Annotated in this window: 16 protein-coding genes; 9 read left to right on the top strand and 7 right to left on the bottom strand. The window is 68.3% G+C overall.

Translation table 11 applies throughout. The features are described 5' to 3' along the window. Positions 1 to 252 (top strand): 2-oxoadipate dioxygenase/decarboxylase family protein (locus ACIQ1T_RS05140; protein ID WP_395943453.1); only part of this gene is annotated, 252 nt, incomplete at its 5' end. Continuing rightward, a complete protein-coding gene (locus tag ACIQ1T_RS05135) occupies positions 252 to 3,182 on the top strand; it encodes an FAD-binding and (Fe-S)-binding domain-containing protein (protein ID WP_395943452.1) in 2,931 nt (976 codons plus the stop codon). The genes ACIQ1T_RS05140 and ACIQ1T_RS05135, both read left to right, overlap by 1 nt. Here the strand turns inward: ACIQ1T_RS05135 and gcvA are convergent. After that, a complete protein-coding gene (gcvA, locus tag ACIQ1T_RS05130; RefSeq protein ID WP_395943451.1) occupies positions 3,179 to 4,075 on the bottom strand; it encodes a transcriptional regulator GcvA in 897 nt (298 codons plus the stop codon). The genes ACIQ1T_RS05135 and gcvA overlap by 4 nt on opposite strands. 136 nt (positions 4,076 to 4,211) lie before the next feature. Here gcvA and ACIQ1T_RS05125 point away from each other — a divergent pair, with 136 nt between their 5' ends. The 7 genes from ACIQ1T_RS05125 to ACIQ1T_RS05095 all read left to right on the top strand — a co-directional run bounded on the left by ACIQ1T_RS05125 (position 4,212) and on the right by ACIQ1T_RS05095 (position 11,889). Then, positions 4,212 to 5,402, top strand: a complete 1,191-nt coding sequence (locus ACIQ1T_RS05125) for an aspartate aminotransferase family protein (protein WP_395943450.1) — start codon at positions 4,212 to 4,214, stop codon at positions 5,400 to 5,402. Further along, on the top strand, positions 5,402 to 6,409 hold the full coding sequence (locus ACIQ1T_RS05120; protein ID WP_395943449.1) for an arginine N-succinyltransferase: 1,008 nt from the start codon (positions 5,402 to 5,404) through the stop codon (positions 6,407 to 6,409). Before ACIQ1T_RS05125 ends, ACIQ1T_RS05120 begins: the two co-directional genes overlap by 1 nt. After that, complete coding sequence (gene astD / locus ACIQ1T_RS05115; RefSeq protein ID WP_395943448.1) at positions 6,406 to 7,854, top strand: succinylglutamate-semialdehyde dehydrogenase; 1,449 nt, start codon at positions 6,406 to 6,408, stop codon at positions 7,852 to 7,854. Before ACIQ1T_RS05120 ends, astD begins: the two co-directional genes overlap by 4 nt. A 60-nt stretch (positions 7,855 to 7,914) precedes the next feature. Then, positions 7,915 to 8,674, top strand: a protein-coding gene (locus tag ACIQ1T_RS05110; RefSeq protein ID WP_395943447.1) for an IS5 family transposase whose coding sequence is annotated in 2 segments (ribosomal slippage) — positions 7,915 to 8,231 and positions 8,230 to 8,674 — 762 coding nt in all. Because the reading frame shifts where the segments join, the coding sequence is not laid out codon by codon here. Positions 8,675 to 8,912: 238 nt separating this feature from the next. Further along, positions 8,913 to 9,869, top strand: coding sequence for a zinc-binding alcohol dehydrogenase family protein (locus ACIQ1T_RS05105; protein WP_395943446.1), 957 nt, complete (start codon positions 8,913 to 8,915; stop codon positions 9,867 to 9,869). Between the two features lie 209 nt (positions 9,870 to 10,078). Then, positions 10,079 to 11,008, top strand: a complete 930-nt coding sequence (locus tag ACIQ1T_RS05100; protein ID WP_395943445.1) for a hypothetical protein — start codon at positions 10,079 to 10,081, stop codon at positions 11,006 to 11,008. A 50-nt stretch (positions 11,009 to 11,058) separates the two neighbouring features. Continuing rightward, positions 11,059 to 11,889, top strand: a complete 831-nt coding sequence (locus tag ACIQ1T_RS05095) for an alpha/beta fold hydrolase (RefSeq protein ID WP_395943444.1) — start codon at positions 11,059 to 11,061, stop codon at positions 11,887 to 11,889. A 12-nt stretch (positions 11,890 to 11,901) separates the two neighbouring features. On the opposite strand, the gene ACIQ1T_RS05090 is transcribed toward ACIQ1T_RS05095, so the two are convergent. The 6 genes from ACIQ1T_RS05090 to ACIQ1T_RS05065 are packed head-to-tail and all read right to left on the bottom strand — an operon-like array spanning position 11,902 to position 17,205. Then, positions 11,902 to 13,662, bottom strand: a complete 1,761-nt coding sequence (locus ACIQ1T_RS05090) for a monovalent cation:proton antiporter-2 (CPA2) family protein (protein ID WP_395943443.1) — start codon at positions 13,660 to 13,662, stop codon at positions 11,902 to 11,904. Positions 13,663 to 13,682: 20 nt separating this feature from the next. After that, a complete protein-coding gene (locus tag ACIQ1T_RS05085) occupies positions 13,683 to 14,126 on the bottom strand; it encodes an OsmC family protein (RefSeq protein ID WP_395943442.1) in 444 nt (147 codons plus the stop codon). Then, on the bottom strand, positions 14,126 to 14,554 hold the full coding sequence (locus ACIQ1T_RS05080) for an OsmC family protein (protein ID WP_395943441.1): 429 nt from the start codon (positions 14,552 to 14,554) through the stop codon (positions 14,126 to 14,128). The genes ACIQ1T_RS05085 and ACIQ1T_RS05080 overlap by 1 nt, the downstream gene beginning before the upstream one ends. Beyond that, positions 14,551 to 15,444: a pirin family protein gene (locus tag ACIQ1T_RS05075; protein ID WP_395943440.1), complete on the bottom strand. Its 894-nt coding sequence runs from the start codon at positions 15,442 to 15,444 to the stop codon at positions 14,551 to 14,553. Before ACIQ1T_RS05075 ends, ACIQ1T_RS05080 begins: the two co-directional genes overlap by 4 nt. Before the next feature lie 10 nt (positions 15,445 to 15,454). Beyond that, positions 15,455 to 16,492 carry an LLM class flavin-dependent oxidoreductase gene (locus tag ACIQ1T_RS05070; protein WP_395943439.1) on the bottom strand — a complete coding sequence of 346 codons (1,038 nt, stop codon included), beginning with the start codon at positions 16,490 to 16,492 and terminating at the stop codon, positions 15,455 to 15,457. Positions 16,493 to 16,542: 50 nt separating this feature from the next. Then, the gene (locus ACIQ1T_RS05065; RefSeq protein WP_395943438.1) at positions 16,543 to 17,205 is read right to left on the bottom strand and encodes a hydrolase; all 663 of its coding nucleotides are present in this window, start codon (positions 17,203 to 17,205) and stop codon (positions 16,543 to 16,545) included. Positions 17,206 to 17,228: the final 23 nt, after the last annotated feature.

The raw sequence follows: 17,228 nt of genomic DNA, 5'->3' as shown, positions 1-17,228 counted from the left end.
GCCCTGGGCCATGTCGTCGCCGAACCGATCACCTACGAGGACTTCCTGCCCGTCAGCGCCGCCGGCATCTTCCAGTCCAACCTCGGCGCCGAGGCCCGCGCTGCCGCCTACGCCGTCGACCCGGCCCGGGCCGAGTTCGAGACCGCCCTGGGCCGCGCGGTGCAGGACGAGATGGCCCTGTACCGCGCCGAGCAGGACGCCTCGATCGCCGCGACGCTGAAGGCCCTGAGCCCAGCGCCGATCACCGCCTGATGGCCGCAGACGGCGGGTGGCGCCCCACGCCTGCGTCGATCGCCCCCTATCTCGCGCGCCTCGTCGAGATCGGCTTCACCGGCGACATCGTCAGCGACCGTCCAGGCCTCGCCGTCTGGGCCACCGACAACAGTATCTACGAGGTGCTTCCGGCCGCCGTCCTGCTGCCGCGCGACGCGCGGGATGTGCAACGCGTCCTTACGCTCGCCGCAGACCCTGCGGTCGGCCCGGTCGCCGTCACCGCACGCGGCGGCGGCACGGGCACGAACGGCCAGTCGCTGACCCCCGGCGTGATCCTGGACCTGTCGCGCCACATGAACCGGATCCTCGAGATCGACCCCGTCCGTCGTCTCGCCGTGGTCGAACCGGGCGTGGTCCTGGACCAGTTGAACGCCGCCGCAGCGCCCCACGGCCTGTTCTTCCCGCCCAATGTCTCGACCGCCTCGCGCGCCACGCTCGGCGGGATGGCGGCCACCGACGCCTCCGGCAAGGGATCGCGCCTCTATGGGCGGACCTCCGACCATGTCGAGGCGCTGGAGGTGGTGCTGGCCGGCGGCGAGACGGGGACCGTGACCGCGCTGTCGGCCGCAGAGGCCGAGCATCGCCGAGCCGGGGCCGCCCCCCTGGACCGGTTGCTCGATCTGGTCCTGACCGAGGTCGACGCCTGCCGGGACGAGATCGATCATGTCTTCCCGAAGATGAATCGCGGCCTGACCGGCTATAATCTCCAGGGCGTGCGGCCGGCGGACGGCGGGGCTTCGCTGATCCCCCTGCTGTGCGGTTCGGAAGGCAGTCTGGCGGTCACGACCCGGATCGTGGTTCGGCTGACGCCACGCCCCAGGCATCGCGCCCTCGCCGCGGTCCGATACCGCGATTTCGACGGCGCCCTGCGCGATGTCGCGCGACTGCTGGAGGCCGACCCGTCCGCCATCGAGGTGATCGACGACCGCATTCTGACGCTCGCGCGCCAGGACGTCGTGTGGGCCGCCGTCGAACAGGCGCTCGGTTCGGCCGAAGAGGTAGCCGGTCTGAGCTTCGTCGAGGTGCTGGCCGATGACGCCGCAGGTTTGCGGGCCCGGCTGGACGGCCTGCGCGATCTGGTTTCGACCGATGCGCCGCCCAGCCAGATCGATTGCCGGATCGTGGAAGATCCGGCCGTGATCGCCCAGTTCTGGACCCTGCGCGCCAAGGCCGTGGGCCTGCTGGGCCGAATGGAGGGGCGGCGCAAGGGACAGGCCTTCGTCGAGGACTGCGCCGTTCCGCCGGAACGGCTGGCGGACTTCGTCGCCGAGTTCCGCGCCATCCTGGACGGTCACGGCCTGGCCTACGGCATGTTCGGCCACGCCGATGTCGGCTGCCTGCATGTCCGTCCGGCCCTGGACATGGCCGATCCCGCCGACGCCGCCCTGATCCGCCCGATCTCCGACGCCGTCGCCGACCTGACCCGGCGCTATGGCGGCCTGATCTGGGGCGAGCATGGTCGGGGATTTCGCGGCGAGTTCTCGCCTGAGTTTTTCGGCCCCGTCCTCTATCCGGCGCTGCAAAGGATCAAATCCGCTTTCGACCCGCTCGGCCTGCTCAATCCCGGCAAGATCGTCGCCCCGGTCGGCAAGGCCGTAACCCGCATCGACGCGCCGAACCTGCGGGGCGACCGCGACCGGGCCATTCCCGTCTCCGCCCGGATCGGGTTCGAGAAGGCCCTGAACTGCAACGGCAATGCCGCCTGTTTCAACTGGGACCCGGCCGACCCCATGTGCCCCTCGTGGAAGGCGACGCGGGATCGTCGGCAGTCCCCCAAGGGCCGCGCCGCCCTGCTCCGCGACTGGATGGCCAAGGCCGATGCGCCTCAGACCGACCGGGCCGAGGTCGAGGCCGCGCTCGACGCCAGCCTCGCCACCTGTCTCTCGTGCAAGGCCTGTTCGAGCCAATGCCCGGTCCAGGTCGACATCCCGACCCTGAAGGCGCGCTATCTTCACCAGCGCCATCGAAACAGGCCCCGCTCGGCGCGGGATCGACTGCTGGCCCGGTTCGAGACCGTCCTGCCCCTGGCGCGCCGCGCCTCCGGCCCGGCCAACGCCATGCTCGGCCTCGCCCCAGTGCGCCAAATCTTCGCCCGGACCTTCGGCCTGGTCGACTTGCCGCCCGTTCAGCCACCGCGCCTCAAGGTCGAGCGCTTCAGGCCGAGCCGGATCCGCCGGCTCTCCGCCGCCGACCGGTCCCGCGCCGTCATCCTCGCCGAGGACGGCTTCACCTCCACCTTCGACGGCGCCGCGCGCGACGCCGTGGCGCGTCTTCTGCGACACCTGGGCTATCGCGTCTTCGCGGCCCCGGCGGTCGCCAACGGCAAGGCGCTGCATGTGCGCGGTCAACTCGACCGTTTCGCACGCATCGCCACACGCGCGAGACGACGCCAGGCGGTCCTGGTCGCCGCAGGCCTGCCGATCATCGGCGTCGAGGCGGCGACCAGCCTGATGTTCGCCCAGGAATACCGCGCCGACGGCGAACCCGCGTCCGCCCCGCTCGGGCTGGAGCAGTTCCTGGCCGCCGAATTCGAGAGCGGCCGTCTTCGCCCTCCTGGCGTCGGCGCCTCTCGCCCGGCGTCCGTCCTTTTGCATTGCACCGAGCGCACCGCCCGGCCTCGATCCGGCGCCGACTGGAAGACCGTCTTCTCGGCCTTCGGACTGGAGGCCGACACGCCGGCCGCCGGCTGCTGCGGCATGGCGGGCCTGTTCGGCCACGAGGCCGAACACCAGACGATGTCGCGCGACCTGTTCGACATGAGCTGGCGCACGCCGCTCTCCGCAACGGATCGACGTGTCGCCGCGACCGGCTTTTCCTGCCGCTGCCAGGCCAAGCGCTTCACCGGGGAACGACCGCCCCACCCGGCCGAAATCCTTCTCGACGCCCTGGAAGGCAGGGACGCAGCCTAGGCCGTGGCCTCCTCGACGATCCACGACCGGAAGGCCGACAGGGCCGGCGAGACCGTCCGATCGGACGGATGGACCAGATAATAGGCGCGCTCGCTCGACACGCTGATGTCGAACGGCCGCACCAGGGCGCCCGACGCCAGTTCGGGCTCGATCAGGAAGGACGGGATCAGGGCGACGCCAGCGCCGGCGACGGCGGCCTGGGCCAGCATCAGGAAATGGTCATAGGTCGCGCCGCCCGGCGCCCCCGTCATCGACACCCCGGCCTGATCGAACCATTCCGCCCAGGCGGCGCGGCGGCTCTCCTGAAACAGCAGGGGCAGGCGCGCGAGATCGGCCGGCGTCGTCACGCCGCGCTCCGCGATCAGGCGCGGCGAGGCGACGGGAAAGGCCTGCTCCTGGAACAACAGGTCATGGCCCGCGCCCGGCCAGTCCGGCCAACCGAAATGGATCGCCGCGTCGAACGGCTCGTCCGCGAACTCGAAGACAGAGGTGCGCGCGGCGAAATTGACCGTGTATTCCGGATATCGCTCAGTGAAGCGCGGCAGGCGCGGCGCCAGCCACCGCATGCCGAAACTGGCCAGGGTGGCGATGTTGAGCTCGTTCTCGGGCCGTCGCTCGATCGCCTTGGCCGTGGCGCGTCGGATGCGGTGCAAGGCCGGCCCCACCTGATCGGCATAGGCGCGCCCGTCGGCGTTCAGCCGCACCCGACGTCCCAGTCGGTCGAACAGGGGCGTCTGCAACCAGTCCTCCAGCAACAGGATCTGTCGGCTGACGGCGCTCTGGGTCAGCCCCACCTCGTCGCCGGCCCGCGAGAAGCTGCCCAGCCGCGCCGCCGCCTCGAAACAGGTCAGGGCGCCCATCGGGGGCAGCAGGCGACGCCCGCGCTCGTTCATTCGATTTGCTCATTTGAAGATGATGGAAAGGCGTTTGCTCGAAGCCTGCCCCTGGGTCAAGACGGTCTTCATCATGCACCTGCCGCATAAGCACGCGCCTTCGGGCGAATGCTTTCGGCTGCCCGGGAAGCCTCCAATGTCCGACAAGTTGATGGCGGTCTACAACCGCGCCGAGATCACCCCCGTGCGCGGTCAGGGCGTCTGGCTCTATACGGCGTCCGGCGAGGCCTATCTGGACTGCGTCGCCGGAATCGCCACCAACGGCCTGGGTCACGCCCACCCCAAGCTGGTCGCCGCCCTGACCCGCCAGGCCAAGACCCTGTGGCACGTCTCCAACCTGTTTCCGGTCGAGGGCCAGGTCACCCTGGCCGACAAGCTGTGCGCCGCCACCTTCGCCGATGTCTGTTTCTTCACCAACTCGGGCTCCGAAGCGGTCGAGTGCGCGCTGAAGACCGCCCGGCGCTTCCACGCCGTCGCGGGCGACACCCAGCGGATCGACGTCATCGGCTTCGCCGGCTCCTTCCACGGCCGCACCTACGCGGCGATCAATGCGGCGGGCAATCCGTCCTATGTCGAGGGCTTCGGCCCCCGCCTGCCCGGCTACGTCCAGCTGAGCGTCGATGACGCCGAGGGCATCGCCCAGGCCGTCGCCCGACCGACCACGGCAGCCGTGATCGTCGAGCCGGTGCAGGGCGAAGGCGGCGCCCGCGCCCTGACCGGCGAATGGCTGCAGACCCTGCGCCGCCTGTGCGACGACAACGGCGTGCTGCTGATCTACGACGAGGTTCAGTCCGGCATGGGCCGCACCGGCCGCCTCTTCGCCCACCAGTGGTTCGACAAGGCCGCCCCCGACATCATGACGACGGCCAAGGCTCTGGGCGGGGGCTTCCCCGTCGGCGCCTGCCTGGCGACGGAACGGGCGGCGAGCGGCATGACCGCCGGCGTCCATGGCTCCACCTTCGGCGGCAATCCCCTGGCCATGGCTGTGGCCAACGCCGCCTTCGACGAGATCTCCAGCCCCGCCCTGATGGACTCGGCTTGGGCCTCGGCCAACCGCCTGCGTGCGGGGCTGGAAGAGATCGCACGCCGCTATCCCGACCTCGTGGTCGATGTGCGCGGCAAGGGTCTGCTGATCGGCGTCAAGCTGGTGACCAACAATCGCGAGTTCATGGCCGCCGCAAGGGGTCACAAGCTTCTGGTCGCGGGCGGCGGCGAGAATTGCGTTCGCCTTCTGCCGCCGCTGACGATCACCGCTCAGGAGGTCGACCAGGCGCTGGACCGTTTCGACGCCACCTGCCGGGGCGTTCGCCTGGCGATCGCCGCCTGATGCTCTACGTCAGGGCGGCCGGTCCCGGCGATCTGGAAGCGCTGATGGATCTGGCGATCCTGTCGGGTCCGGGCTTCACCAGTCTGCCCGAGGACGAGGCGGTCCTCGGCGAACGCCTGGCTCTGTCAGAGGCCAGTTTCGCAGGTCGGCTCGCCCCCCAGGCGGCCTGGTACACCCTGATGCTGATCGACGCCCAGTCCGGGGCCGTGGAGGGAGTGGCGGCGGTCAAGGCGGCCGTCGGCCTGCAGCGACCCCATTTCTCGTTCCGCGTGGTGACCCTGGCCCAGTATTCCTCGGCCGTCGCCACCCGGTTCGATCATCGCGCCCTGTTGCTGGTCAACGAATGCGGCGGCTGGACCGAGGTCGGCTCGCTGTTCCTTCGCCCCGAACGCCGCGGCGCCGGCGGTGCAGGCGCCCTTCTGTCCCGCGCTCGCTACATGCTGATCGGCGCCCAGCCGGACCGTTTCGCCGACACGGTGATGGCCGAACTGAGGGGCTGGTTCGAGGAAGACGGATCCAGTCCCTTCTGGGACGGTTTCGCCAGCCCCTTCTACCGGATCCCCTTCTCGGAGGCGGACTACCGGATCGCGGCGACGGACGGTCAGTTCATCCTCGATCTGGCGCCGCGCCATCTCGTCTATGTCGAGATGATGCAGGCCCAGGCCCGTGAAGCCATCGGCCGGGTTCACCGCGACGGCGAAGGCGCCCGCGCCCTGCTGGAGCGCGAAGGATTTCAGCCCTCCGGCCTGATCGACATCTTCGACGGCGGCCCCACCTACCGCGCCCCCAAGGACGGGATCAGCACGATCGCCCGCGCGCGCAACTACACGACCGTCGTGGGCGACCCGCTCGAGGACCGGCCCGCCCTCGTCTCGCGCCCCGCCATCGACGGTTTTCGGGCGGTGCGCACGCCGTTCACCCCGGTCGGCGAGCGCGCCATCATCTCCACGGCGGCGGCCGAGGCGCTGGAGGTCAAGCCCGGCGACATCATCAGGATCAGCGCATGAACGCTCTTTTCATCGACGGCCGGCAGACGCCCGGTCGCGGCGACCGAATGATCTCCAAGGATCCGGCGACCGGAGAAACCGTCTGGGATGGCCCGTCCGCCTATCCGCCCCAGGTGGAGGCCGCCGTGGCGGCTGCGCGCCGAGCCTTCTCGACCTGGTCGCGCACGTCCGCCGAGGTGCGTGAAGCCTATGTACGGCGCTTCGCCGAGATCCTGACGCAGCGCAAACCGGCGCTCGCGGAATTGATCGCCCGCGAAACCGGCAAACCCCTGTGGGAGAGCCAGGGCGAGGTCGACGCCATGATCGGCAAGGCGGCGATCTCGATTGCTGCGCGCGTCGAACGGGCCGGAGAACGTGAACAGGCGCTCCCGGCCGGACGCGCCGTCCTGCGCCATCGCCCGCACGGCGTCATGGCCGTGCTCGGCCCCTACAACTTCCCCGGACACCTGCCCAACGGCCACATCATCCCGGCGCTGCTGGCCGGCAATTGCATCGTCTTCAAGCCGTCCGAGATCACGCCCGCGGTCGGCGCCGCCATGGTCGCTTGCTGGATCGAGGCCGGACTTCCGGCCGGCGTATTGAACCTGATCCAGGGCGGACAGGCGGTCGGCCAGGCGCTCGTCCAGGCCGACATCGACGGCCTGTTGTTCACCGGCTCCGCGCGCGCCGGCGCCGTCTTCCGCCGCGCCTTCGCCGATCGGCCGCACGTCATCCTTGCTCTGGAGCTGGGCGGCAACAATCCGCTCGTGGTCTGGGACGGCGATCCAGAGGCGGCGGCGCGTGTCATCGCCCTGTCCGCCTTCGCCACCACCGGACAGCGCTGCTCGTGCGCGCGACGACTCATCGTACCGGACACCGCGTTCGGACGCATGACGATCGAGGCGGTCGCGGTTTTGTCCGACCGGCTTCGCGCCGGCGCCTGGAATGCGGCGGAGGAACCCTTCATGGGCCCGCTTGTCAGCGACGCCGCCGCACGCGGCGCCGACATGGCCTATACGGCGCGGATCGCGGAGGGAGCCCGGGTGATCCGCCCGTTGAAGAGCGAGCGCCCCCTACCCTTCGTACGCCCGGCGATCCTGGACGTGACCGAGCTTCACGTGGTCGACGAGGAGATTTTCGCACCCATTCTGCAGGTTACGCGCGTAGCTGACTTCGCCGAGGCGATCTCGGCGGCCAACGCCACCCGCTTCGGCCTCTCGGCGGGCCTTGTCTCGTCTGACGATACACTGTGGTCGCGTTTCCAGACGGAGATCCGCGCCGGCGTCGTCAACTGGAACGGGCCGACCACGGGCGCTTCGAGCGCCATGCCGTTCGGCGGGCTCGGCGAGTCGGGCAATCATCGCCCCAGCGCCTATTACGCGGCCGACTACTGCGCCTATCCTGTCGCAAGTTTCGAAAGCCCTGCCTTGTCGATGACCTTGCCCATCAAGGGCCTCGCGACCTAGGCTCAGGACCCATTGATCCGAAGGACACGATCTGATTCAGGCTCCTGAGGAGTCTGGATCATGAGCGACTTGTATTGGCTGACGGACGAGCAGATGGCTCGGCTGGCGACCTATTTCCCCAAAAGCCACGGCAAGCCCCGGGTGGATGATCGCCGGGTGCTGAGTGGGATCATCTTCGTCAATCGCAACGGCTTGCGTTGGCGGGATGCGCCGGCGGCCTACGGGCCGCACAAGACGCTCTACAATCGCTGGAAGCGTTGGAGCGAGGCGGGCGTCTTCATCCGGATGATGCAGGGCTTGTCGGGCGCTCAGCCCGAGCGCCCCACGACCTATCTGAAAGCGCACCGCACGGCTTCGAGCCTGCGGGTAAAAAAGGGGCCTCGGGCGGCTGATCGGACGTACCAAGGGCGGCATGAACACCAAGCTGCACGCCGTAACCGATGCGAACGGACGCCCGATCAGCCTGTTCATGACGGCGGGCCATGTCAGCGACTACACCGGCGCCGCCGCCCTGCTGGACAGCTTGCCCCGAGCCCAATGGCTGCTGAGCGACAGAGGCTATGATGCAGACTGGTTCAGGGACGCCTTGGAAGCCAAATGGATCGCGCCCTGCATCCTGGGCCGCAAGACCCGGACCGAACCCGTCCGCTACGACAAGCGCCGCCAGACGACGCAACCGCATAGAGCCGAAGGTCGGCGCAGCCAGATCATGTTCGGCCGCTTGAAGAACTGGCGACGCGTCGCCACTCGCTATGATCGCTGCCCGACCGTCTTCCTCTCCGCCATAGCCCTCGCCGCAACCGTCCTGTTCTGGCTATGAGTCCTGAGCCTAGCCCGGGATTCCACCGACGACTTCACATCCTGAAAACTGACTTCGGCGCCCAGGCGGGCGCGTTCCTAAGGCCGGAACACAGCGTCCATCGAAGGGGTGCTACCGCCCCTACGTAGGCGGTGACATTTCTTGTGGCGCGGGATGTCGCCAGGCCAGTGCCGCGCCGGAGGCGGGACATCCTGCAAAGGCGGCCCGCCGACGCTACAGAACCTTGGGAGCATAACCCATGCGCGCCGCTGTCTATGATCGCCCCGGACCGCCAGAGGTGCTTCGCGTCGTTGATCTGCCGCGTCCCGCCTGCCCCGCCAACGGCGTGGTGATCCGGATCGAGGCGATCAGTCTAGAAGGCGGCGACCTCATCAACCGCGCGCGCTCCGAACTGCAGCCCGGCGTGGCCCTTGGATACGCCGCGGCCGGGATCATCGTCGAGGTGGGCGATGAGGTCTCCGATCGCGAGATCGGTCAGAGGGTCACGAGTTGGGATCTCGCGGGATCCCACGCGGAGTATCGCGCCGTGCCCGCCCTCCGGACCTGGATCGTCCCGGACGCACTGGGCCTGGCCCGAGCGGCCTGCGTGCCGATCGCTTTCGGGGCCGCTCACTATTGCCTCTTCGATCGCGGCGGGCTGCAGCACGGCGAGACCGTCCTGATCCAAGCCGGCGCCGGCGGCGTGGGCCTGGCAGCCATTCAACTGGCGCACCACGCCGGGGCCACGGTGATCGCGACGGTGTCGGGCGCCGAACGGGTCGAGCGCCTGAAGCGGCTGGGCCTGGATCACGCGATCGATTACCGCGCCAATCATGTCGAGGAGACCGTCAAGGGGCTGACAGCCGGTCAGGGCGTCGATCTCATCGTCGATCCGGTGGGATCCACTGTCCGCTCCTCCCTCACCGCCTTGCGTCCTGAAGGCCGTCTCGTGGCGGTCGGCAACGCGGGCGACGGCGCGCTCGAAATCGATCTCTGGCCGGTCCTCCAGGCCAACCAGTCCGTGATCGGCGTCTTCATGGGAACGCAGCTGGAAAAGCCGGATATCCACGCCTCGGTCAGTCGTCTGCTGGACCGGGCGGCGGTCGGTGAGTTCGAAGTGATCATCGACCGGAGGTTCCGTCTCGACGAGATCGAGGCTGCACACCGCTATGCTCAAACGACTCCGATTTTCGGCCGGGTGGTGGTGACGCCATAGCGCGCTCCAAGCGACGACGGGCCCGTTCCATCAACTGGAACGCCGGGTTGCGCTCGCCGGCGCTATCGGACGCCGTATCGGAATGACATTCGTGAGCGACGGCTTGGCGCCTCACCGGCCCCTCGCCTGAACACCAGGGATCAGACGCGATGGGAACGACGGTTCAACGAAGGCGGCGTGCGAACCCTTTCAGGCTTCAGGTCACGTCGATGGCCCGAACGGTTGCGGCGTTCGCCCTGTCGGCGATGATCTCAACGCCTGCACTCGCGGATCAGGACACGTCTGCGCCTCCCGTCTCGGAGCAGGCGCCGGAAGTTCGGTTGACCGGCGAGGTCGTCACCCTGCCGATCGTCATGGTCCGGGAATACCCGTTCATCGAAGCCTCCATCGCAGGCGTCGCTGGAAAGCTCATGCTCGATACCGGTTATCGGGGCGCACTGGTCGTCAACGATCACCGCGTGCCGGTGGCCGGAGGACGGACCATCGGAAGCGGCTTCTTCGGCAGCGGCCAGACCTTCGAAGTCCGGCTGATGCCGGAAGTTCTGGATGTTCGGATCGGCGGGCTCGCCTACCCCCGCGTCACCGAGGTCCGGACCCAGGACGCGCGTCTGCTTGAGAGCATCACGCCGGACTTCCTCGGCTGGTTCGGCTTCGAGGCTTTCGGAACTCATGCCCTCAAACTCGACTACCGGGCTCTGCAAGCGAGCTTCTATGCAGAGGGCGGCGACTATCTGGCCGGAGAGCGCATTGTCGCCGACCTCCCGTTCGAAATCCGCAGACTGCCCAACATGCCGCTCATGACGGGCGGTTTGAGCGACATGCGCATTGTCGTGAGCTGGGATACGGGTCAGTACGGCGCGCTCTACACGACCGAAGCCGGCAAGGCGCGGCTCTTGAGCGAGGGCATACTGACGCCTTCCGCCACGGATCCCGACGCGTTCGACGTTCATGGGCTGGACATCAACGGCCATCGCCTGCCCGTGATCCCTGCGGTCGAGGTGCGGACGGAACCCTCCCCTGCGTCCGGTTCAATCGGCATCACGGAGGCCGATCACATGACGCTCGGCTACGGCCTGCTTCAGCAGTTCAAGACCGTCTGGGACTTTCCGCAGGGTCGGATCATCCTGCTGGAGCCCTGAACCCCGACGCCTTCGCTCCCCTCGCCAGCCGCCGCAAACGGACCCCTGACATGGCCTATCTGACCCTCAAGGATGACATCCGGATCTTCTACAAGGACTGGGGACCGAAGGACGCCCAGCCCATGGTCTTCCATCACGGGTGGCCGCTGAGTTCCGACGACTGGGACAACCAGATGCTGTTCTTCCTCGAGAAGGGCTATCGCGTCATCGCCCATGACCGGCGCGGTCATGGGCGTTCGGACCAGACCGACACCGGCAATGAGATGGACACCTACGCCGCCGACGTCGCCGAACTGGCCGAGGCGCTCGACCTGAAGAACGCCATTCACGTCGGCCACTCCACCGGAGGCGGCGAGGTGATCCGTTATGTCGCACGCAGCAAGCCAGGCCGCGTCGCCAAGGCCGTGCTCCTCGGGGCCGTCCCGCCGATCATGCTGGCGACCGATGCCTATCCGGGCGGCCTGCCGATCTCAGTGTTCGACGGGTTCCGCGAGGCGCTGCAGAAGAACCGCGCCCAGTTCTTCATCGATGTGCCGTCGGGTCCCTTCTACGGGTTCAACCGGCCGGACGCCGAGGTCAGCGAGGGTCTGATCCGCAACTGGTGGCGCCAAGGCATGAGCGGCGGCGCCAAGGCGCACTGGGACTGCGTCGAGGCCTTCTCGGAGACGGACTTCACCGAGGATCTCAAGGCGGTGTCGCTGCCGGTGCTGCTGATGCACGGCGAGGACGATCAGGTGGTGCCGATCGACGCCTCGGCGCGAGAGGCGATCAAGCTGCTGTCGAACGGGACCTTGAAGACCTATCCCGGCCTGTCGCATGGAATGTTCGCCACCCACCCGGAGGTGATCAACGCGGACCTGTTGGCCTTCATCAAGGGCTGAGTTGCCGGCCGGTCAGGGCGACTGCGGACGGCTCAAAGGCTCCGGGACCGGCTCGATGTGCAGCCGGTCCATCCCGGACATGTCGTCGCCCTGCACCTGTTCGGCGAGCCGTTCCGCATCGCGGCGGCGGATGTCTTCAGCAGCCTCCTGGATGTCCGCTTCAGGGACTTCGAGCGCCCGCAGGCCTGCCACGCCCATGCGGTAGGCCGACTCCACCGTCTCGCGGATCTCATAGTCGACCCCTGCCCGGATCAGCTCCACCGAATGTCCCCTGTCGTAGGCGCGGACGAGCACCTTCGCCTGCGGGAAGGCATGCTGGACCAGCTCAACGATCTGCAACGCGGCCTTGGGATCGTCGATACAGACGATGACCGCATCGGCCACGGCGGCGCCGGACTGGCGCAGGATGTCCAGACGCGCACCATCACCGAAGAAGACCTTGAACCCGTAGCGGGCGGCGTCTCGGATGCGGTCGGGATTGCTGTCGATGACCGACAGGCGAACGCCCCTGGACAGAAGGATTTGCGAGGCGATCTGGCCGAACCGGCCGAAGCCGATCAGCAGCACCTGCCCCCTCAGGTCGCGGGCCGCCTCCACCCCTTCCATGGACACCGGCTCCCGCAGCAGCCGATCCGCGGCCAGCATCAGCAGCGGGGTGAGGGCCATGGACAGGATTACCACAGTCGAGAACAGCGCCGTCTCGCGTGCGTCGATCACCCCCCCGGCGCGGGCCGCCGTATAGAGGACGAAGGCGAACTCGCCGCCCTGGAGGAACATCGAGGCGCGGTGCAGCGCGGGCCGGCTCGCGCTGCCGAAAAGACGCGCGACGCCGAAGACCACGATCCCTTTCACCAGTGTGAAAAGGCCAAGCAGCGCCAAGAGCAGCGGCCACTCCGCCGCGACTACCGACAGGTCCAGCGACATCCCGACGGCCAGGAAGAAGAGCCCCATTAGGAGCCCCCTGAAGGGTTCGATGTCGCTCTCGATCTGATGGCGGTAGCTGGAACTGGACAGCATGACGCCCGCCAGGAAGGCGCCCATGGCCATCGACAGCCCCGCGATATCCATCAGAAGCGCCGCGCCGAGAACTACGAGCAGGGCCCCAGCCGTCAGAACCTCGCGCGTCCTGGCCCTGGCCAGAAGGCCGAAGAAAGGATTGAGGGCGTAACGCGACACGCCGAGCAGCCCCACCAAGGCGGCAAGGGCGATCAGACCTCCGGTCCAGCCCGCCTCGCCTTGCCCCACAGGCGAGAGGAAGGCGACCACCGCCAGCAGCGGCACGATCATCAGGTCCTCGAACAGCAGGATGGCGACCCCCTGCTGCCCCTGGGGCGTGGAGATTTCTCCCCGCTCCTGCAACACCGACATGATGACGGCGGTCGAGGACAGGACAAACCCCGCGCCCGCGACGAAGGCCGCCGGCCCCGAGAGATCAAACCCAGCCCAGGCCGCCACCGACAATGCGGCGATGGCGAGCCCGACCTGGGCGAAGCCGAGGCCGAAGATCGAGCCGCGCATGGCCCAGAGTTTCTTCGGCCTCAGTTCCAGCCCGATGATGAACAGGAACATCACCACTCCGAGCTCAGAGAAGTGCAGGATGGTCTCAGCATCCCGGAACAGGCCGAACACAGACGGCCCGACAAGCACCCCGGCGGCGAAATAGCCCAGCACCGATCCCAGTCCCAACCGCCGGAACAGGGGCACGGCGATCACGGCGGCGGCCATCAGGGCGACGGCAGGGGCGATGGTCTCGGTGACGCTCGCTTCAGCCATGGGCTCGTCCCTTCAGACGGTCAGGCCGAGTCCGCATCGGCGGCTCCGACCAGGGTGGTGATCACAGGGTTGTTCTCGAGGGTGCGCTGGACCGGACATTGGGCGGCGATGTTGAGCAGCCGGGTCCGCTGCTCGTCGCTCAGGTCGGGCGCGCGGAGGGTGATCGTCTTTTCGAAGACGTCGCTTGGAGCCGTGTCACCGGCGCGCTGCTTCTTGCCATACTCGACCGCGACCTCAATCGCCTCGACGGACCAGCCCTGCCCGCGCGCGTACCAGCGCATGGTCATGGCGGTGCATTCGGCCAGCGCGGCGGCGAGCAGCTCGAACGGCGCCGGCCCCAGCCCTCCACCGCCGGCCGCAAAAGACTCGTCGCCGGTCAGGACATGGCCTCCGGTTTCGATGCGGACGGCGTAGGGACTCTTCCCGGTCTCGGCGACCACGGCACGGGCCTTGAACGCGGCCATCACGCCGTCTCCGAAGCGAGACGGGTGTTGATGGCGACGCCGCTCTTGAGGACCAGGGTCACGGGCGTCCGCTCGGCGACATCCGCCAGCCGGGCCTTCTGGGCGTCATCGAGACCCTCGATCGTCAGAACCCGTTCGATATGGTCGCCTTCGATCTCAGAGCGCAGGAACCGGAGATCGACATCGAGCGACGTCAGCGGCCAGCCCTTCTTCTCGGCATACATCTTCAGCGTCGCCGAGGTGCAGGCGCCGAGCGCCGCCGTCAGCAGCCCGAAGGGCGACGGCCCCGCATCCTGCCCGCCGAGCGACTTCGGCTCGTCGGCAGAAAGGGCGTGTTTCCCGACCTGGATCGACACGGCATAGGGCGTCTCGCCGATGTGGGCGTGCGCCTTTCCGAGCAGCAGGCGTGCGGAATGCTCCTCGGTCATCGGTCAACCGCCGGCGTGATCCGGACCTCGTCCGGCAGGGGGGTGAACTCCTGATCATCGGCGTCCGGCAGCTTGATCCGACCGGCCTTCCAGTCCTCTGCGGCCTGACGCAGGCGCTCGGGCCGGGATGAAACGAAGTTCCAGTAGAGATAGCGTTCGCCCAGTGGCTCCCCGCCCAACACCATGACGGTGGAAGCCTCGAGGGCGCGCAGGGCGCCGGCGTCCGGCGCCACCACCGCCATCTGGCCGGCGTGCAGCGTCTGATCGCCCAGCTCCACCGTCCCGGTCGCGACATAAACCGCCCGCTCCGCATGGCCGCCGGGGATCTCCGCCGTGGCTCCCGCCGTCATCTCGAGGTGGGCGTAGAACAGCGGCGAATGCGTCTTGGCCTTCGAGGTCAGGCCATAGGCGCTGCCCGCGATCAGGTGACCCCGCACGCCGCCGGCATCCCAGAACGGCAGGTCCTCGCCCTCGTAGTGGGTGAAGGCCGGGGCCGTCTCCTCATACTCGGTCGGCAAGGCGACCCAGGCCTGGATGCCGTGCAGCCGGTCGCCGACCGCCCGCGCCTTTTCCAGGCGTTCGCTGTGGGTGATGCCGCTGCCGGCGGTCATCCAATTGACCTCCTGCGGCCGGATCGGCGCCTCGAAGCCCAGGCTGTCGCGGTGCATGATCTCGCCGGAGAACAGATAGGTGACGGTCGACAAACCGATGTGCGGATGCGGACGAACGTCGGCGCTGCGATCCACCCCGGCCGCAATGTCCATCGGGCCGATATGGTCAAAGAAGATGAAGGGCCCCACCATCCGACGTTTCGCAAACGGCAGGACGCGTCCCACCTCGAACGCCCCGCCCAGGCTGCGGCGGCGCTGGTCGATAATCATCTCGATCATGGGGTTCTCCTCAGGCTTTCGGCGCGGCGCGGATGATCGGGGCGACCTCCGAGCCCAGCAGTTCGATCGACCGCTTCATCGCGGCCGTTTCGAGCGAGGCGGTGCTCATCTGGAAGGTGATGCGCGACAGGCCGCCGAGCGTCTCGCTCGCCGCCAGCATCTTGGCCGCCACGGTCGTCGGGTCTCCGACCAGGAAGGCGCCTTCCGGCCCGGCCATGGCGTCGAACTGTGCGCGTGACGGCGGCGCCCAGCCGCGTTCGCGACCGACCTTGGACGTCAGATGCGCCCAACCGGGGAAGAAGGCGTCACGGGCCGCCGCATCGGTCTCGCCGACGAAGCCCATGGCGTGGACCCCCACCTTCAGCGTCGCCGGATCGTGACCGGCGCGTCGCCCCGCCTCGCGATAGAGATCGACCAGCGGACGGAACCGCTCGAAGCTCCCGCCGATGATGGCGACCATCAGCGGAAGCCCCAGCAGACCGGCGCGGCCGAACGATTCCGGCGTGCCCCCGACGCCCAGCCAGATCGGCAGACGGTCCTGCGCAGGACGCGGAAACACCCCCTGCCCGGTCAGCGCGGGACGGAACCGGCCCTGCCAGGTCGGAAAGGTGGTCTCGCGTAGCGTCATGAGAAGATCGAGCTTCTCGGCGAACAGGTCGTCGTAGGCGCGGGTGTCCAGACCGAACAGGGGGAAAGCCTCGCCGAACGAGCCCCGCCCGACCACCATCTCGGCGCGGCCTCCGGAGATGAGATCCACGGTCGAGAACTCCTGGAACGCCCGGACCGGATCGACCGCGCTCAGCACGGTCACGGCGCTGGTCAGCCGGATCTTCTCGGTTCGCGCGGCGGCAGCCGCCAGAATGACGGCCGGGGCAGAGTCCAGAAACTCCGCCCGGTGGTGTTCGCCGACGCCGAAGACGTCCAGCCCGACGCGATCAGCGACCTGCACCTCGTCGAGAAGGTCGGCCATCCGGTCCGTCGGCGACGGCGTCCGGCCTGTTTCCGGGTCGGGCAGGATGGCGGCGAAACTGTCGATGCCGATTTCCATAGCGATCCTTCCTTTAATGAGGGCCGCTACGGGTGCGGCCCGATCCGCGCCTAGTGGCTGCCGGCGCCCGCGGCTCCGACGGGGGTGTCGAGCAGCTGCTGCTCCCAGAAGCCGGCGATTCCGGAGCCCCCGGCGTGGGCCATGGCGATGTCCGACAGCAGGGCGGCGGTATCGACGCGGGCCCAGTCCCTCTGCCACTCGCCCATCAGGGCGGTCCAGGTCATCATATTGGCGCCGGCGGCGATCATTCGCTGAATGGCGACTTCGTGCGCTTCGACCGAAACGCCGCCCGAGGCGTCGGTGATCACGGTCACATCCCAGCCCTCGCCGAGGGCGTGGATCACCGGCATGGCCACGCAGATCTCGGTCCAGAGGCCGGCGATGATCAGTTGCTTGCGGCCCGTCGCCTTGACGGCGTCGACGACGGCCTTGTCCTCCCAGGTATTGATGAAGGTGCGGTCGATCACCGCCTGGTCCGGAAAGACGTCCGTGATCTGCGGAAAGATCTTGCCGCCGCGGGCCGCGATCACGCTGGTCAGGATGGTCGGCACCTTGAAGGCCTTGGCCAGCTTGGCGAGGCCGGCGGAGTTGTTCACCACCATATGCGGGTCGTGGCTGTTCAGATTGGCCAGCTGATAGGGCTGGTGGTCGATCAGGACGAGGACGGAATCTTCAGGGCGGAGCAGCGAGTCGAGGCCGTTACGAACGCTCATGGGTATCTCTCCAGCAGTGCAGG

Origin of the sequence: Brevundimonas sp., from assembly GCF_044336875.1 — a bacterium.
In the GTDB taxonomy this organism is placed as follows: Bacteria; Pseudomonadota; Alphaproteobacteria; order Caulobacterales; family Caulobacteraceae; genus Brevundimonas.
This window is presented reverse-complemented; position numbering and strand designations above follow the sequence as displayed.